This is a genomic window from Roseovarius carneus, from assembly GCF_020141465.1.
Classification (GTDB): Bacteria; Pseudomonadota; Alphaproteobacteria; order Rhodobacterales; family Rhodobacteraceae; genus Roseovarius; species Roseovarius carneus.
In genome coordinates, this window is sequence record NZ_JAHSPD010000001.1 from 340442 (window position 1) to 356655 (window position 16214).

Consider the following 16214-nt stretch of genomic DNA (forward strand, 5'->3'; position numbering starts at 1 on the left):
TTACAAACTTGGTTACAAACGGGGATGGGAATGGCTGGCAATGTTCGCAACATGACCAACCGCAATGGTCGCTATCATGCGCGCCTTGTGGTGCCAAAAGATCTGCGATCAATCATCGGGAAAACTGAGCTTCGCACTCCCTTGGGGGCCGATTGGCGCGAAGCCCTAAAGCTACTACCGGGAGCGATCGCGCAGCTTCAACACCGGATCGCTTTAGCGGAGCGCCAGGCCGGAAAAGGTAAGCCGCGCTATCCTCTTGCGCCCGATCAGATCGCGGCCAACCTCTACACCAGACGCTTGGTCCAAGATGAGCTAATGCGAGAGCACCCTGGCTATGCGTCTACGTCTATCGATGATCGCCTAGTAAGCCGACTGCGCGCGGGAATCGCCGGCAGCGCGACGAACCAGGAGCTTGCCGAACTCGTCGGTGCGCAAATTGAAGTTTTCCGCAATCTTGGTAATCTCGAGGCGGCCCTTGGCAGTAAAGAATGGCGCGATATCGCGCGCGCCCTATGCACCGCAGAACTGGAAGCCCTGGGTCGTGTGGCCGAGCGCGATGAGGGTGATTTTAGCGGCAAACCCACAGCTCCGTTGATCATCAACGCCCAGCCGCCAGAGGACGCCCCTGCCCCTGTAAGCCTCACAAAGCTCTGGAACAGCTATGTTCAGAGCCGGCAGGATCTTGGATACATGGGTGACGGGGGGCGCAGACAAGAACTTGCAGTGAGAAGCCTTCGAAAGTTTCTCCGCCACGACAACGCGGCGAAGATTACCAAGAAGGACATGACGGACTGGGTGGAAGACACCCTGAAGGAAAAGCAGCCCTCAACAATCAACAAGGTCTATTTGCCGACGATTCGCAGCCTGTTCCGATGGGCGACTGAGAAGGACATGATGATTGATAACCCTGCTGCTGGAACAAAGTTGGCGTCGAAACGTGCCGTCCAAAACCGCGAACGTGGGTATACCACAGACGAGGCCACGAAGCTGCTACAGGCTGTGCATTCTTACGAGCCTAAGGTCGGGCATCACGGAAAGGTCATGGAAGCAGTAAAAGTGACCGCCGCAAAGCGCTGGGTGCCTTGGCTCTGCGCTTTCACAGGAGCGCGCGTCGCAGAGATTACGCAGCTTCGACGCGAGGACATCCGCGAAGTGGATGGCGACCTCGTCATCAGAATCACTCCCGAAGCTGGTGGCACGAAATCGGGGCAGTGGCGTGATGTGCCCCTTCATCCTCAGATAGCAGCCCTAGGGTTTCCAACATATCTAGACACGATCAACAGCGGTCCGATCTTCCACAATGCTACAGAGCCGAAGCTCTACCAACGCCACGCCAAGAAACTCGCCAACCGCATCGGTGACTGGCTCAACGAGGAGAAGCTTGTGCCGGGAGGTGTTCAGCCGTCACACGGTTGGCGGCACAGGTTCAAGACGGTCGGCCGCGAGCTGGCAATACAGGATCGCGTTCTTGATGCGATCCAGGGCCATGCGGCCAGAACAGCCGGTGATGCGTATGGTGATGTGACGCTGGCTACAAAGAAGGCATCCATAAAACGCTTCCCCGACTATTCCGTCAAATAGACGGCTCTCTCATTTCTCAGACCACTTCTTCAAGTGCGTCCCGCCACAAATACCCATTCAGAGCGTAGCTATAACTGAAGCAAGCAGCACATGCTGTGTCATTTTAGGAGAGAGCGATGCCGAAGAAACCACATGAAGATACCAAGCTGGCGAAGTATATCGAGCACCGTGTGCTTGAGCTGAAATCGAAAAAGTCCCAGTTGGAGATCGCCAACGCAGCGGGATTCAAAAATCCGAACATGGTCACGATGATTAAACTTGGCTCGAGCAAACTGGCCCTCGATCGTGTGCCGTCGATGGCGCGCGCGCTCGAATGTGATCCCGCATTCCTGATGCAGCTCGCCCTTGAGCAGGCTGTCGGCGACACGGCGGCCCAGGCGATCCTTGATATCTTCGGCACCGCCGTGACGGCCAATGAACAGGTCTGGCTCGAAGAGATCCGCGAGGCGTCCGGGAATAGCGATCCACGTTTGACCAGCAGGTCAAGCGCGGTCCTCAGGGGCATCTTTCGGAGGTGAGTGCCGTGCGTGAGAGCGATGAACTTACAGCCAATGAGAGAGCCTGAATACGCTTCCTGCGGGACGTCAGCCATGATAGCGACCCCAGCCCCACCCTGCGCTGTGTGCAGCTGCTCAGGCGTCTATGTAAGCGGCGCTTTGAGTGAGAGGATTCTCGGTGAGATACCGGCTAGGAATGGCTGCGTTGGGGTGTCTCGCCGGGTCCCAGCCATCACTAGATCGCTGTTGACGGCTTCGACCATGTTGACGGATGTTTACATGACCACCGTTAATCCCATTTTTATGTAAACATCCAAAGGTCCGAGAACCTCTGAAAGGGGCAGAATTGCCCTCCGATGTTTACACTATGTTTACGCTATGTTTACGCTATGTTGACAAAATCCGCCTCAGAACGCGTTTTTTCCCGAGCGCAGGCAACATCAAAAGGTCTCACCGTCAACAATATAAGGCGTTTTGCGTCCAAGTCGGTCGTTGACGCCTCAGAAAAGCACGCTGGAATGTTGCGGATGGCATAAGCCTCGCGCGTTGGGGCCTCAATGAGGGTGTGCTATGCCGCCCATTTTGCACAGCGGATGCGTGGAGCGTAAGATGGAAGGGGGTGGTAATGTGATCCGCAGCGGTCGAGCCGGAAGTCGTCCATAGGAGTCTTCTTATTCGCAGCAAGCCAAGCACTGCGAGCCCTCAGCGTAGCGCCAATCCTCCTTGGCTTCCAAACCTTCGCCAAAGCCTTGACCGTCACCGACATCTGCCGACAGATGGCCACGGCTTGCGCCAACTGGCAGAACTCTTCCATTATCGCTCTGAAGCGTCCACGATGGCCTAAGGGACGTCAGCGCGATGCAGTGTTGCATCTCGCTGCGAGTGTGCAGTTTCGCCTCGCATTCGAAGGCCTCAGTTTAAAGGGCGGAAACCGGAAGTTCGCTGCATTCACGAATGTTGACTTCGTGGCGAGCACAGCGGACTTTCAGTTAAGCTCGATTTAGCGCTCAGAAACAAAGATCGATGTCGCGCCTCAACCAGGTGAATGGCGACTGGGAAATACAATTAGATAGGGGGCGCAATTTGGGAAGGTTCTCAAGCGAGAAACGTTCTTACTGGGAACGAAGGCTCCACGAACTTTTGCGGCCTGTTCCAGCTGAGGATCTTGTGGTTATGAGCTGGGCAATTGAAGCGATGCGAGACGGTTTCGAGGAAGCGGCGCGTCGGCATCTTCAGATGCCGGGCAGCCCGGCTGACCATCAAATTGGTGGCAAGTTTTTCGTGCCGCCTTGGTCGATCGATGCCACCATTCGCGAAAAACTCTTTCTTGGACCCTCAGAGGAAAACGTGAAACGCCTTAATCTGAGGTCGTGGAGTGGTGTAGCCAAGCTGCTCAACGTATATGCGGCATTGTCCAACACTGAGAGCGTCATGGATTATTCGCCGAGCGGTATCTTGGCAGCGATGCCGCGCTTGTTCTGGCCGCAATATGATTGGCAGCTTGGCACGTCGAATATGTTTCGTATCGGACGCGCGTGGCATGTGTATGCGACAGATAAAGGTAAGACTGCCTTCTCTTTAAAATACGGAATTGATTTAGAAGTTTTCTTGAAAATTGCCTTTGGGATCTATGCGGGTAGTGCAGAACACCTCGCTATACGCGCCAAATATCTTTCACCGCTTGGGACTACGAATACGCAATTGCATCAAGTTCGACAGATCATAGGCAATACGCTCGAAGGGCATTACGAATGGGTGAGAAATACCAGCAATCCTGACATCCCCCGAGACTTCCTTCGCAGCGTTACAAAAGAAAATCCCATTTTTGAAATATCTGATGCTAAAGGACGAGCTTATTTAGTTCCCTCGCGGTCTAATCTCATGCTTCGAATTACCGACGGGCTTTACTATGATATCGTATCCGATCCCAACGCGAGACGACGGTCTGGAGAAGCGTTTGAAGATCTCTGCTTGAAATTAGTTCGACATTATAATGGCGCGACCAGATCAGTTGAGCCTGAAAGGAAAACTACATATGGTATGAGTGCGGATATTCTCGTTGAAGACGAGCCAACTTCGACAGGCCTCATCATCGAATGCAAAGTTCGACGAATTCCGCAAAAGGTGTTGACATCACCGAACCCGTTCGGGGACTTTTCTGATGCGTTCGAGGATATTGTCAAAGGCATCGTTCAGATATGGCGAACATATCAAGAGCTCTACAGCACATCACATATGAAAATGGCAGGCATTGTGCTGCAATATGACCCTTGGACAATACTGGGAAGCGCTTTCGTCAGTAAATTATTTTACTACGCCAACGAAAAAGCGAATGCGATAGGTATTCCAGCTAGTGATCGCATACCGGTGGCCATGGTCGGCTATTTTGATTTCGAGAACTTGCTCCGACAGCACGAATACAGCGATATATTCCAAGCTGCCTGCGATTGGTGCCCCGAGAAATTATATGGCTCGGAGTTTGGCGGTGTTTTGAGCGTAAAAAAACAACCCAAGGGGATTAAATCAGCATTTGACTATGGAACGCTTGCCACAGCAGCGGTTCCTTGGTGGGGTAAAAGTCCGGACTGACGGACCGCAACGCAGCACTGCCTAGGTGCCGGAACGACAGCTCCGGGCCGTTCGCTTATTGTTTGAACGGGATGATGTTTGATCCACCCTTAGCGAACGTTGCCGCGCCTTCACTGCGGATTGTATTGAGGGCCTCTTCGAATGCTGCTTGGTCTTCTTCGAAGATATTGTCCCAAACGATGGATGTTCCGTCTTCAGTAACGACTTCAAGCGACCAGCCGTCCCCGCCTTCGAGTTTATAGATATCCACTTTGAATGGTATCCCAGCCTCTACGATGCGCTGCGAGGCGTTGGAAATGACAAGGTTCGGTTTGTGTTCCATCTGACTACCTCGCTGGTCTGCGGTAGATATTAGGAGCTCTGATTACAGAAGCCAATGCCCGCAAAGCGGAATGCGATCGAAATGTCTGATACGAGCAATGAGAGACGGCGACGTGCCGCTCCTGACGCTCCATCGCATGTGCTTTTGGAAGGCGCTTCGACGCGCCAGGGCACTTGCGCGCCTCCGTGGACTTCGATCTTTGGACTACCCACCGCTGATGGGTAGCCATTTAGCCAGATAGCACAAAAGCCACCTAGCTGCGCATTGACCTCTCGAATAGTGTTACTCCATCCGTGAGGTGGACTTGAACCGGCTGCTACATGGTCACGTTCCGGGGATAGGAATGGCTCGATTTCCCGGGAGCCACCGATGACCGCTCCCACGGATCAATCGAAGTCCTAGGTTTTTCAGAGTGATGTTATGGGGATGCGTTCCGGCGCCGCCGCTCTCCGGGTTTCAAAGCTCCTCTAGCCAGTTGCAACATCCAGACGATAAGGGTTGCATCAAGAAAACTGCAGCTCTGGTTTTGCCGTTATGTCGCCAGCCGCATCGCAGATGCTGTTCACCCTGCCGCGCCTCGCTCTTGATGCACAAGCTCCACAGCCGCCACAAGTTCCTGCATGCTAATGCGAAGCCCAGTGCTAAGCGCCTGCCGGGTTGAGAGCGAGGGTTGCCTTCGACCAGTCTCGAGGAACGAGATGAAACGCGCTTAGACATCCGCGCGCTCCGCCAGCTCCTCCTGGGTCAGGCCGGCCTTCTGGCGCGCTTCAAGCAGAGCGGTAGCAAAAGCAGCAATCAGGAGATCATTCTGGCGGTCCATGCGGATAGCCATTCCGCATGGCTTGACAACGGGCCACGAACAGTTGTTCTAGTTTTCGTATGGATGCTTCCAGCATGCCAAAATTCGAGAACCCAAGATCATTCGAGGGCAACGCATGTTGTTGGACGTTTGCTGACGATGACCGGTTCTTAAGGCGTCTCCAAATAAACGCAGGAAAGCTGCAAAATAGCCTCGACAGAGCTTCTCTGTCGAAGACTACCGCTGGCAAGAGAAAGTGCACTATGAGCTACGCTACGATGACGATTGGCGACCTTCTTGGGGATGTTAATGCTCGGTATTTTCTCCCAGCAATTCAGCGTCCTTTTGTCTGGAAGACAGAGCAGATTATCACGCTGATGGACTCCTTGATGAAAGGGTATCCGATAAGCTCGTTGATGTTCTGGGCCGTCGACGAGGATCTCAAGCAAGAGCTCAAGATCTACAACTTTGTAGAGCACTGGAAGCCGGGGATGCAGAACCCGGCTGCTGCGGTGAACGGCCGGGATGTTACGCTGGTGCTTGATGGCCAGCAAAGGATCACGTCACTACTGATCGCGTTACGTGGCAGCTATGCGGAGAAGGCCAAGCACAAGCGAAGCTCAAGCCTCGATGCTTGGTCCGATAAGTCCCTCTACATCGACCTCCTTACAGACCCTGAGTCGGATTACGACGAAGACGACGCTGAGTTCGGAGTGAGCTATGGGCTGAGATTTCATGCTTTGCCACCGCGCAGTGATCATCGGCACCAATGGTATCGCCTTGGTGATATCCTTAATCACCGCAGTCCGGAAAAGCTTGAGGCTTTGATCGAGACAACCTTGGGCAAGGTGCACCACGGCGTGACGCCCTATGAGCGGACACTTATCACATCTACGCTTCGACGTTTGCACGAAGTGATCTGGAAAGACGAGGTCGTCAATTATTATACGGAGGTCAGCACGTCGGTTGACCGTGTCCTTGATATCTTTGTTCGCGCCAATGACGGCGGCACAAAGCTGTCGAAGTCTGATCTGCTCATGTCCCTGATCACGTCCAAATGGGAAAACGGATCGGCGCGGGATGCGATCTTCAGCTTTGTCGATTTTATCAATACCAAATTGCCTCAGCCGAATAAAATCACCAAGGATTTCGTATTGAAATCCTGCCTCGTGCTCTGCGGCTTCGATGTCAAATACAACGTCTCGAACTTCACACTGCAATCCATCGCTGAGATCGAGCGCAACTGGCCTGACATCCGTGACGCGCTTGAGCGGACATTTCGCTACCTGAACGGCATCGGTCTCAACGCCGAGAACCTCAGCTCGCTCAATGCTGTGCTACCGATTGCATGGTTCCTCTATCACGCGCCTGGGGTAACTCTGCGGGGATCGTCGGAGTTTGATTGCAGTAACGGGCGAGCAGTTCAGCGCTGGCTCATCAATAGCCTTCTCATGGGTGTTTTCGCGGGCACTTCCGACCGAACAATTTCGACGGCACGAAAAACGCTGAAGGACGCCAGCTATGACAGTCGTAGTTTCCCCGAGGCCAAGCTCTACCATGACCTTGTCCAAGGTGGCCGGATGACGCAGGTAGACGAGCGTGCTGTCGAAGACCTTCTGGACCTGACCTACAACAAACCTCGAACTTTCCTCGCTCTGTCATTGCTCTATGGCGATCTTGACTTTAGCGGAGCGATGCATCACGTCGATCACATCATTCCACGTGCGCGCGCTGATCGCCGCGTGCTGATGAGCATGAACCTGACCGAAGCACGCATCCGCGAGATTGCAGGGGCAGTAGACAGGCTCGGCAATCTTCAGCTTTTGCCTGGTCAAGAAAATCGCGAGAAAGCTGATCTTCCATTCGAATCCTGGATCACTGGGCGAAGTGAGGCGTATCGCAAACGCCATCTCATCGCTTATGAACCGGACCTATGGACAGCATTGATGCTTCCGGAGTTTGTTCGGTCTCGTGAAAGGTTGATCCGCGAGCGCCTGCTCACCTTAACAAGGCCAGAGGTTTTGGCATGAATGCAGAGCAATTGAAGGCAGCCTGTTTGCAGCGCCTCGATCAGCGTGTCGCTGAACATCCGGCCGGCCACCAAGGAAAGCTGGCTGCGCGTTATCTGATCCGTGCGCGGGACGGAGATGCCATTGAGATCATGTTCGAAAAAGGACCTCGTGGCCCGGCGAACCTGTGGGTTGAGGCGAGCCGAGTGAGCGCGTTTCTCGAGCACACTGACCTTTGCCATCGACTGGCCCCGGCTGCCACGCTTTATGCGGTCAAAGGTGCGAACGGCAAGCCTGTTTACGGACGCCACTCTGCCTTGAAGTCTATGCGAGATCTAGCTCATGCCGACCTGGTCTGTATCCGGATAGAGGCGCTGACAGAGTTGGATCGTTTTCTGGACCACCTGCAGGCTTGAGCTGAGCACACTCCCCGAAAATTCAATACATAAACTGTGTGGAGCTCAGCACGGAGCAGGCTACGCCGTGTCCGCCAGTAGTCCATCCCCCCCCCCACGTTTCTCAGCGCACTTTCCTAGGTTTTGAAAGCAGAGGTCTTTGCTTCGAGGTCATGGATGTTGATGTCCGCCGGCATATTCAGCGAACTTCGAAACATATCCCACAAAAGTCTATTGACTCTCAGTGTGACTGTGACTATCTAAGTGTCACGGTCACAAGGGGGGGGGCTGCACAATGGCGATGACACCTGCTGAAAGAAAAAGACAACAGCGCGAACGCGAGAAGAAGGAGGCTGAGTTGGATCGTCGCAGTGGCGGAGATGCTGCGGCGGAACTCTTTACCATGCCATTTTCAGAGTGGGCGGAGCGGACAGATAGTCTGAGCGATCTGATCCAATATACTGCGCTCGCAGGGTTTGAGCTCCCAATGTTCGACAACGAGGATGACCCCGAGAGCTTCGTGATTGATCGGGAGTTATTCGGCGATGAGCCTCTCTTCGAGAACGCGAAGGGTGCACTTGGGCGCGCCGAGGTCACGATCGGCGTTTTGCAAGACGCCGCGTTGATATTGGCCGAGGCAGTCAATCGCTACAAGGAAGAGCAGATCAGGGCGCGGCTCTCGGAACTCGAAGTCTCTACCGAATTGGATCGCTCAGCTGCGATGAAAGAGGCGGTGCATCTGAACAAGATGCTGGAGCAACTCGACAAGCAGGTTCGCAGGAATTTTCCCCAGTGGAAGATACAGGGCGACTAACGCCCAAAGCCGCGGCCGGCCTGGTGATCAAACTTCCACACCTGACACCAAACCAGACCGCTCATTTCAACGTCTCATCCAGAGGAGAGACATCGTGGTTATCAATATCACTGAAACGCACCATGGCAACCATGCCGGCCAGTCAGGTCGGCTGACAGAAGCAGCGGGGCATGACGATCGTTTGGCAACGCTAGCCGATTATCTTCTCGAAGAACCTTTCAGGGAGAAATTGGACTTCATTGTTAGTGCTCAGAGCGATCAGATGTCGTTTCATCATAGCGACTTTGAAGATTTCGTTGCTGATCACCTGTTGAATGGTGACTGGGAAGAGCAGCGCTATACTCTCCTGGAGCTTGCAGGTCAGATGGAGGGTAATGGTCGGGAATTGCGCGAGATCGTGCTTGCAACACCGGAGTATGCAATCCCCCTGAGAATGGCGAAGGCACATGCGGCTGTGGTCGCAGAGGCTGAAGCTGCGAAGAAGGTAGCGATTGCAAATGCTTACGAAGAAATCGCCGACTTCTGGATAGCAGCGGATAAGCATGAGGGCAGTCTGGCAGATCGCGACGAGAGCTAATTTCAAAAGTTGGATTTGCCAAGCCTACCAGCCCGAGGCGTTCGGTGGTCGGTCAATATCCTTGGGTTTCGCAGAGTCTTTCACCGCTGCGAAACCCATAAGGGGATCGGATTGGGTATCACACTCAAAGCAACACTCCCCCTCTCCACCCACATAGCTATTCACCTATAAAGCTACATAAGGTTGCCGAAGACATGAGCAGGAAGAAGGAAGTCGCTGGATCTCCGCAGCGAGCTGTTCGCGGGCCCGCCTTCGGCTACATCCGCGTATCGACACAAAGTCAGGGCCAGACGGGTATCAGCCTTGAGGCGCAGCGTGGTGCGATCGAGACGTTCTCGCAAGCGATGGGCTACGATCTGATCGAGGTCTTGGATGATGTTGCTTCCGGCATGGGGCCTGAAAGTTTCTGTAGTCGTCGTGGCTTGAGGAGCGCGCTCGAAGCTGCAAACAGCAACAATGCTGTCGTCATTGTCTTGGCTTGGGATCGCCTCACCAGATATTCCAAATTTGAGAACCAACTTCGCAAGATTGCTTTCGACCCCAACAGAGTGGTCTGCATTGAAGAGGTGGAGCTGCGGCAGAATGGTTCGAAGGCAGCCATTCACAAATATAACGAGGTGATGGGCCAAAGGATCTCCTCCGGCACGAAGGCGGCGTTGGATCGGCTTCGATCAAATGGAGTTGTCCTTGGTAACCCTAGCATGAAGACTTCTGTCCAGCCCCTGGGTGCCCAAGCCTATTCGCGCAAATCCACCGATCTCGTTCGCCAGATTGCCGATATGCTGATGGAGTCCGATGATCCGTTTTCCGTGCCGAGTTCGACCGTCGTCATAAAATTGAAAGAAAGAGGCATCCGGACCATGCAAAGCAAAGAATGGACTGCTTCTCGTCTGCGCGAGCCTCTCAAGAAAGCCCGGCGGCTGATTGAAGAACGTGAGGCACCTGAACCGCCTCCCACTTTCGGCATGTTCTGATTGACGCCCGGTTTTGTGGATCCTCTACAGGAGCGCTGTAAGCGCTCAGGGTGAGCTGAAAAGTGTTTGATGAGTCTGTGCGTCAAAAGTCATGCTACGTGTGCCTGGTGCGCGCCCCAGCCAGCCTGGTGACATGTTTGATCAATGTGCGCAAAGGGCTCGTCGGTCGTCGTTCAAATAGGTGAGGTAGGTCGCGAGCGTCCCCGTAAAGGAGCGGCGCGCACCGGAGTGAACCGAACAGCTTTCGGTGCCTGATTTAGTAAGTTTGTCACTGCGGCGTAGGAATACGCAACTGCGACAAGTTGGAGTCGTCGAGATGATCCTCTTTCACGTCCTGATCACCTATGGGCCGAATAACCACAGCGCGTTCTCTCAGCACCCTCAATACAAGGCGCAGATGATTGCTCGCGAAGGTTTGCTTGAGAAATATCCGGGCAAAGATAGCAGGGTCATCTGTGATTATGCGCGTAGTGTCGCTCGGCTGAATGATCTGCCCAATCTTCAGCAGGTTCTTTGTGAGATGCGAGCGCGCGGCGTAGGATTGATCTTCGTCGATGATCTGGCTCGTATTCTTCGCATTGCACCGATCAGCCATCGTGGTCAGCTCATGTCGGAGCTTCAGTCGTTCGCCAAGCACCTCATCTCGCTGAAACATGGAATGCTATTGTCCGAATTTACAGGCACGCAGATTCGCGACCTGACATTGCACGCTGAGAAAATGAAGTTACCCCGCGCACCAACCTCGCCGCGTGATACGTCAGCCGCGCAACATGCATCTGCCGCGGCCAGGTCTCGCAAGGCTCAGCTACTCAATCAGAAGATCAACAATGTTCGGTCGGCAATGGCGAGCGCGGGGAGCAAGATAACGCTCCAAGCAGTAGCAGATGAAGCTAACGCGATCGGGCTGCGGACTTCGGTGGGAGGGGCGTGGACCAGGCAAGCTGTGAAGCGAGCATTGGATGGCCTCGATGAATTAGCAGGAGGCCGTGAGTCACCATCATCAGTGCAGCCACAATCAACTCGATCAAAGCAGGATCATGGGCCGAACGAGGGAAAATAGTTCTGGTGTCTTGTCCGTCTCCACAGGACATCAGCGACCGCTTCCTTCTTACGTCAACGAAATGGCTTTCTTTGCACATTACCCGCCTCTAATGTTAACGAAACACAGTTTCTTCAACATGAGGCAGCGGACATGTTAACCTCTTCCTACAATCTGCCTCCCCTTCCCCCTTCCGTTGACCTTGAGACTGTGCCTGTCCTGAAGGCGCTCGCAGCCGCGAACCGTGCCCTGGCAGAACTCAAAGGTCGCGCCGCCTCTATACCCAACCAGGGCATCCTCATTGACACCTTGGCGCTGCAGGAGGCAAAGGCCTCCTCGGAGATCGAGAACATCGTCACGACGCAAGACGAGCTCTTCCAGGCGGACCTCTTTCCCGAGGGTCCTCAATCTGGCGCCGCAAAGGAGGTGGCCCTCTACCGGGACGCAATCAAGCTTGGGTTCGAACGGCTTCACGCCACAGATGGCCTCATCACCAATGCCACCATCATTGATATGTTTCAGCTCCTGAAAGGGCGTTCTGACGGTTTTCGCTGCACTCCCGGCACCGCGCTGAAGAACGAGGCTACGAACGGCATCGTTTATGTGCCGCCCCAGGATCGGCGCGAGGTCGTGGATCAGATGACCGCGCTTGAACGCTTCGTGAATGACGACGAGATCAGCGATCTCGATCCGCTCATCAAGATGGCGATCATTCATCACCAGTTCGAAAGCATCCATCCCTTCCCGGATGGCAACGGCCGCGTCGGGCGTATTCTGAATGTGCTCTATCTGACCAAGTCCGGCTTGCTCGACATCCCGATCCTCTACCTCAGCCGATACATCACGTCGAACAAAGGCGACTACTATCATCACCTGCAAGCGGTGAGAGACGAAGACGCGTGGGAAGAGTGGATCCTCTACATGCTGAATGCCGTGACCGAGACCTCGAAAGAGACACTATTCTTGATCGAGGCGATCCGCGGCCAGATGTCGGATTACAAGCAGCGCCTGAGAAACGAGCTGCCAAAAATCTACAGCCAGGACCTGCTGAACAATCTCTTCCGGCACCCCTATACCCGGATCGAGTTCATGGTGACGGATCTCGGTATCACCCGGCAGACTGCATCGAAATATCTTGAGACGCTCGCGGCGCATGGTTTCGTCGAAAAGCACCAGGCCGGTCGCAGCAACTACTACATCAACGTGCCTCTGGTTTCGCTCTTCATGGATGGGAACAAATAGCGTCAATCGCCTCTTGCGAGTGCCACCTAGCTGACCCATCCTGCACAGAGAAATATGGGGCAGTCATGAACAACAGCGACATCAAGAACTTGGGTAGCTTCGTCTGGTCAGTGGCGGAACTCCTCCGGGGCGACTTCAAGCAGTCCGAGTATGGCAAGGTGGTGCTGCCCTTCGTGGTGCTGCGGCGGCTCGATTGCATTCTGGAGAAAACCAAGCCCGCCGTTCTAGAGATGGCGGGTTCCCTGCCCAAGGACATGGATGACGAGGCACGCGATGCGCTTTTGTCCGGCGTCGTGGGTGAGAATATCCGGCTCTACAACGAGTCGCGGTTCTCCTTCGCGGCGCTCAAAGGCCAGGACCCCAAGGACATCCACCGCAACCTGCTGGACTACATCACCAAGTTCTCCAGCAACGTGCGTGACGTCTTTCTCGACAAGTTCCTCTTCACCGACCAGCTCAAGCGGCTGAGCGATGTCGGGTTGCTCTACCAAGTCTTCGACCGGTTCACGCAGATCGATCTCCACCCGGATACCGTCTCCAACCTCGAGATGGGCTATCTCTTTGAGGATCTGATCCGCCGCTTCTCGGAAATCTCCAACGAGACGGCAGGCGAGCATTACACGCCGCGCGAGGTGATCCGGCTCATCGTGTCGCTCCTGCTGATCAACGACCGTGAGGCGCTGACCGGCAGCGGTGTCATTCGCCAGGTCTATGACCCCGCGGCGGGCACGGGCGGCATGCTCTCCATCGCGGAGATGGAGATGAAGGCGCTCAACGAGCGCATTCGCGTCGAGCTCTTCGGGCAGGAGCTGAACCCCGAGTCCTTCGCGATCTGCAAGTCCGACATGCTGGTCACCGGCCACAACCCCGAGAACATCGCCTATGGCAACACGCTGACCCAGGACGCGCACAAGGACCGCCGATTCCACTACATGCTCTCAAATCCACCCTATGGCGTCGACTGGAAGAAATACGCCGACCCGATCAAGGACGAGGCCGCCGAGCAGGGCATGTCCGGGCGCTTCGGGGCCGGGCTGCCGCGTATCTCGGACGGGCAGCTCCTGTTCCTCCAGCACATGATCTCCAAGATGCGCCATGACGAGCAAGGCTCGCGCATCGGTATCGTCATGAACGGCTCGCCCCTCTTCACGGGCGGTGCCGGGTCCGGCGAGAGCGAGATCCGTCGCTGGATGCTGGAGAACGACTGGGTCGAGGCGATCATCGCCCTGCCGACCGATCTCTTCTACAACACCGGCATTCAGACCTATGTCTGGCTGCTGACAAACCGCAAGGACCAGGTGCGACGCGGCAAGGTGCAGCTGATCGACGCCAGCGGCGAGCGGTTCTGGAAATCCATGCGAAAGTCGCTCGGCTCCAAGCGCCGCGAGATCACGCCCGAGGCCTGCGATCAGATCGCGCAGATCTATGCCAAGATGTTGAACGGCGATGGTGACTGGGGTGACGTCTCCAAGATCTTCGCCACGACCGATTTCGGCTATCGCGAGATCCGGGTCGAGCGCCCCCTGAAACTGGCCTTCGAGGTCACGCAAGAGGGGCTGGAGGCCCTGCGCGAGGCGAAGCCCTTTGCCAAGCTCGACGAGGACGCGCGCAGCGCCATTCTGGAGTCGCTGGAGAGCCATCTAGCCGGTGAGCGGTGGGTGAGCCGCCCCGCCTTCGATAAGGCGCTCAGCGACTCGCTCCGGGCCTCTGGTGCGAAGATAGCTGCCCCGGTGCGCAAGGCGATCCTGAGCGCGCTATCGGAGCGTGACGAGGAGGCGGAGGTCTGCACTGATGCCAAGGGCAATCCCGAACCCGATACCGATCTGCGCGATCACGAGCTGGTGCCGCTGGACCAGGACTGGCGAGACTACGTGAAGCGCGAGGTGCTGCCCTTCGTCCCCGACGCCTGGGTGGACGAGAGCCATACCGACGCCCAGGATGGCGGCGTTGGGCGTGTCGGGTATGAGATCAACTTCAACCGCTACTTCTACAAATACGTGCCGCCCCGACCGCTGGAAGAAATCGACTCCGAGTTGAAGGCGCTGGAAGCGGAGATCGCTGGCCTGTTGCAGGAGGTGGTGGAGTGACAGACATAATGACACTCGCGAGCCCTCCTGACTGGCAACTCTATCGCCTAGGTCAGCTGTTCCGCGAGCGCAAAGAAAAGGGCAGTGACAAAGACTTCCCACCACTCTCTGTCACGATGAGCGGGATCGTTCCGCAATTGGAAACCGCCGCGAAGAGCGACGATGGCGAGAATCGCAAAGTAGTCCGCGTCGGTGACTATGTGATCAATAGTCGCTCTGACCGCAAAGGCTCAGGTGGTGTATCCGCGCATGAGGGCTCGGTCTCGCTGATCAGCATCGTTCTTGAGCCGCGAAATATCGACCCTCGCTTTGCACACCATTTATTGCGTTCGCCCGCGTTCCAAGAAGAGTTCTATCGCTGGGGACATGGTATTGTCGCAGACCTTTGGACGACGCGCTACGGCGATATGAAAAACATTAGGTTGCGAATACCCGACCTCGCGACCCAACGCCAGATTGCCGACTTTCTGGACCGTGAGACCGCAAGGATAGACCTGCTGGTCGAGAAAAAGCAGCGGTTGGTGGGGTTGCTGGGGGAGCGTTTCAACGCAAGAAGGAATAGCGTATTTCGGCAGATACCTAATTCACAATATCGCCCACTACGCTGGTTACTCACTCGAATATGCGATGGTCCATTTGGTTCCGGTCTGACATCAGCTCACTATACAGACACTGGAGTTAGGGTTGTCCGCCTGCAAAATATCAAGGACGGCGGGTTCGCGGACGGAGACGCCGCCTTCATCTCAGAAGAACACTACACGACGTTAGGCGACCACGATGTCAAAGCTGGCGATTTGCTAGTCGCAGGATTAGGCGACGAGAAGAACAAAGTTGGTCGCGCCTGCATCGCTCCGGATGGACTTGGTCCGGCGATGGTCAAAGCAGATTGCTACAGGGTTCGTTTGAAAAGAAATCTGATCTCTCATCATTTCGTCGCTGAATACTTGTCCTCCGATGAGAGTTGGCCACAAATCGATGCACTTGCCAAAGGTGTAACGCGAAGCCGCCTGAACCTAGAGTTGGTTCGCCGCATCCGCGTGCCAGTTCCACAAATGGAACAGCAAAACAAAATCATCGAGCAGGTAGCTTGTGAGAGAAGTGTGTTCTCATCGGCGTCGGCACGCATCATAGCGTCCATCGCCCGCCTCAAAGAATACCGCTCCGCCTTGATCACAGCCGCTGTCACGGGGCAAATCGACGTATCGACCCACGCCAAATCCGGCACCTTCGACCGCCGCCTCGACGCCATCCAAGAGAAGATAGGCGCATGACTGACACAAGGCTGCGAC

At 55.2% G+C, this 16214-nt stretch carries 14 protein-coding genes; 12 read left to right on the forward strand and 2 right to left on the reverse strand.

What is annotated here, in order from left to right:
* Positions 1-30: 30 nt before the first annotated feature.
* The 3 genes from KUD11_RS01765 (at position 31) to KUD11_RS01775 (ending at position 4667) form a co-directional block, all read left to right on the forward strand.
* Entirely contained in the window at positions 31-1581 is a 1551-nt protein-coding gene (locus KUD11_RS01765) for a site-specific integrase (RefSeq protein WP_224380131.1), read from the forward strand.
* A 116-nt stretch (positions 1582-1697) separates the two neighbouring features.
* Positions 1698-2099, forward strand: coding sequence for a transcriptional regulator (locus tag KUD11_RS01770; protein ID WP_109387140.1), 402 nt, complete (start codon positions 1698-1700; stop codon positions 2097-2099).
* A gap of 1152 nt (positions 2100-3251) precedes the next feature.
* Positions 3252-4667, forward strand: coding sequence for a hypothetical protein (locus tag KUD11_RS01775; protein ID WP_109387136.1), 1416 nt, complete (start codon positions 3252-3254; stop codon positions 4665-4667).
* 55 nt (positions 4668-4722) lie between these two features.
* Here KUD11_RS01775 and KUD11_RS01780 read toward each other — a convergent pair whose 3' ends face one another.
* Positions 4723-4989 (reverse strand): hypothetical protein, encoded by a 267-nt coding sequence (locus KUD11_RS01780; RefSeq protein WP_109387134.1) that lies wholly within the window; start codon positions 4987-4989, stop codon positions 4723-4725.
* A gap of 709 nt (positions 4990-5698) precedes the next feature.
* On the reverse strand, positions 5699-5821 hold the full coding sequence (locus tag KUD11_RS15150; protein WP_258305395.1) for a helix-turn-helix domain-containing protein: 123 nt from the start codon (positions 5819-5821) through the stop codon (positions 5699-5701).
* A 230-nt stretch (positions 5822-6051) separates the two neighbouring features.
* Here KUD11_RS15150 and KUD11_RS01785 point away from each other — a divergent pair, with 230 nt between their 5' ends.
* The 9 genes from KUD11_RS01785 (at position 6052) to KUD11_RS01825 (ending at position 16196) form a co-directional block, all read left to right on the forward strand.
* On the forward strand, positions 6052-7818 hold the full coding sequence (locus KUD11_RS01785) for a DUF262 domain-containing protein (protein WP_181375325.1): 1767 nt from the start codon (positions 6052-6054) through the stop codon (positions 7816-7818).
* Entirely contained in the window at positions 7815-8213 is a 399-nt protein-coding gene (locus KUD11_RS01790; RefSeq protein ID WP_109387130.1) for a hypothetical protein, read from the forward strand. Before KUD11_RS01785 ends, KUD11_RS01790 begins: the two co-directional genes overlap by 4 nt.
* Positions 8214-8487: 274 nt before the next feature.
* Complete coding sequence (locus tag KUD11_RS01795; protein ID WP_146190872.1) at positions 8488-9006, forward strand: hypothetical protein; 519 nt, start codon at positions 8488-8490, stop codon at positions 9004-9006.
* Positions 9007-9100: 94 nt separating this feature from the next.
* Positions 9101-9583: a hypothetical protein gene (locus tag KUD11_RS01800; protein ID WP_109387126.1), complete on the forward strand. Its 483-nt coding sequence runs from the start codon at positions 9101-9103 to the stop codon at positions 9581-9583.
* Between the two features lie 194 nt (positions 9584-9777).
* Entirely contained in the window at positions 9778-10557 is a 780-nt protein-coding gene (locus KUD11_RS01805; protein WP_109387124.1) for a recombinase family protein, read from the forward strand.
* A gap of 316 nt (positions 10558-10873) precedes the next feature.
* Positions 10874-11617 (forward strand): hypothetical protein, encoded by a 744-nt coding sequence (locus tag KUD11_RS01810; protein ID WP_146190871.1) that lies wholly within the window; start codon positions 10874-10876, stop codon positions 11615-11617.
* A 132-nt stretch (positions 11618-11749) separates the two neighbouring features.
* Positions 11750-12838 carry a Fic family protein gene (locus KUD11_RS01815; RefSeq protein WP_109387120.1) on the forward strand — a complete coding sequence of 363 codons (1089 nt, stop codon included), beginning with the start codon at positions 11750-11752 and terminating at the stop codon, positions 12836-12838.
* Positions 12839-12903: 65 nt separating this feature from the next.
* Positions 12904-14925: a type I restriction-modification system subunit M gene (locus tag KUD11_RS01820; protein ID WP_109387118.1), complete on the forward strand. Its 2022-nt coding sequence runs from the start codon at positions 12904-12906 to the stop codon at positions 14923-14925.
* 8 nt (positions 14926-14933) lie between these two features.
* Positions 14934-16196, forward strand: a complete 1263-nt coding sequence (locus KUD11_RS01825) for a restriction endonuclease subunit S (RefSeq protein ID WP_109387117.1) — start codon at positions 14934-14936, stop codon at positions 16194-16196.
* The last annotated feature ends 18 nt before the right edge of the window (positions 16197-16214 follow it).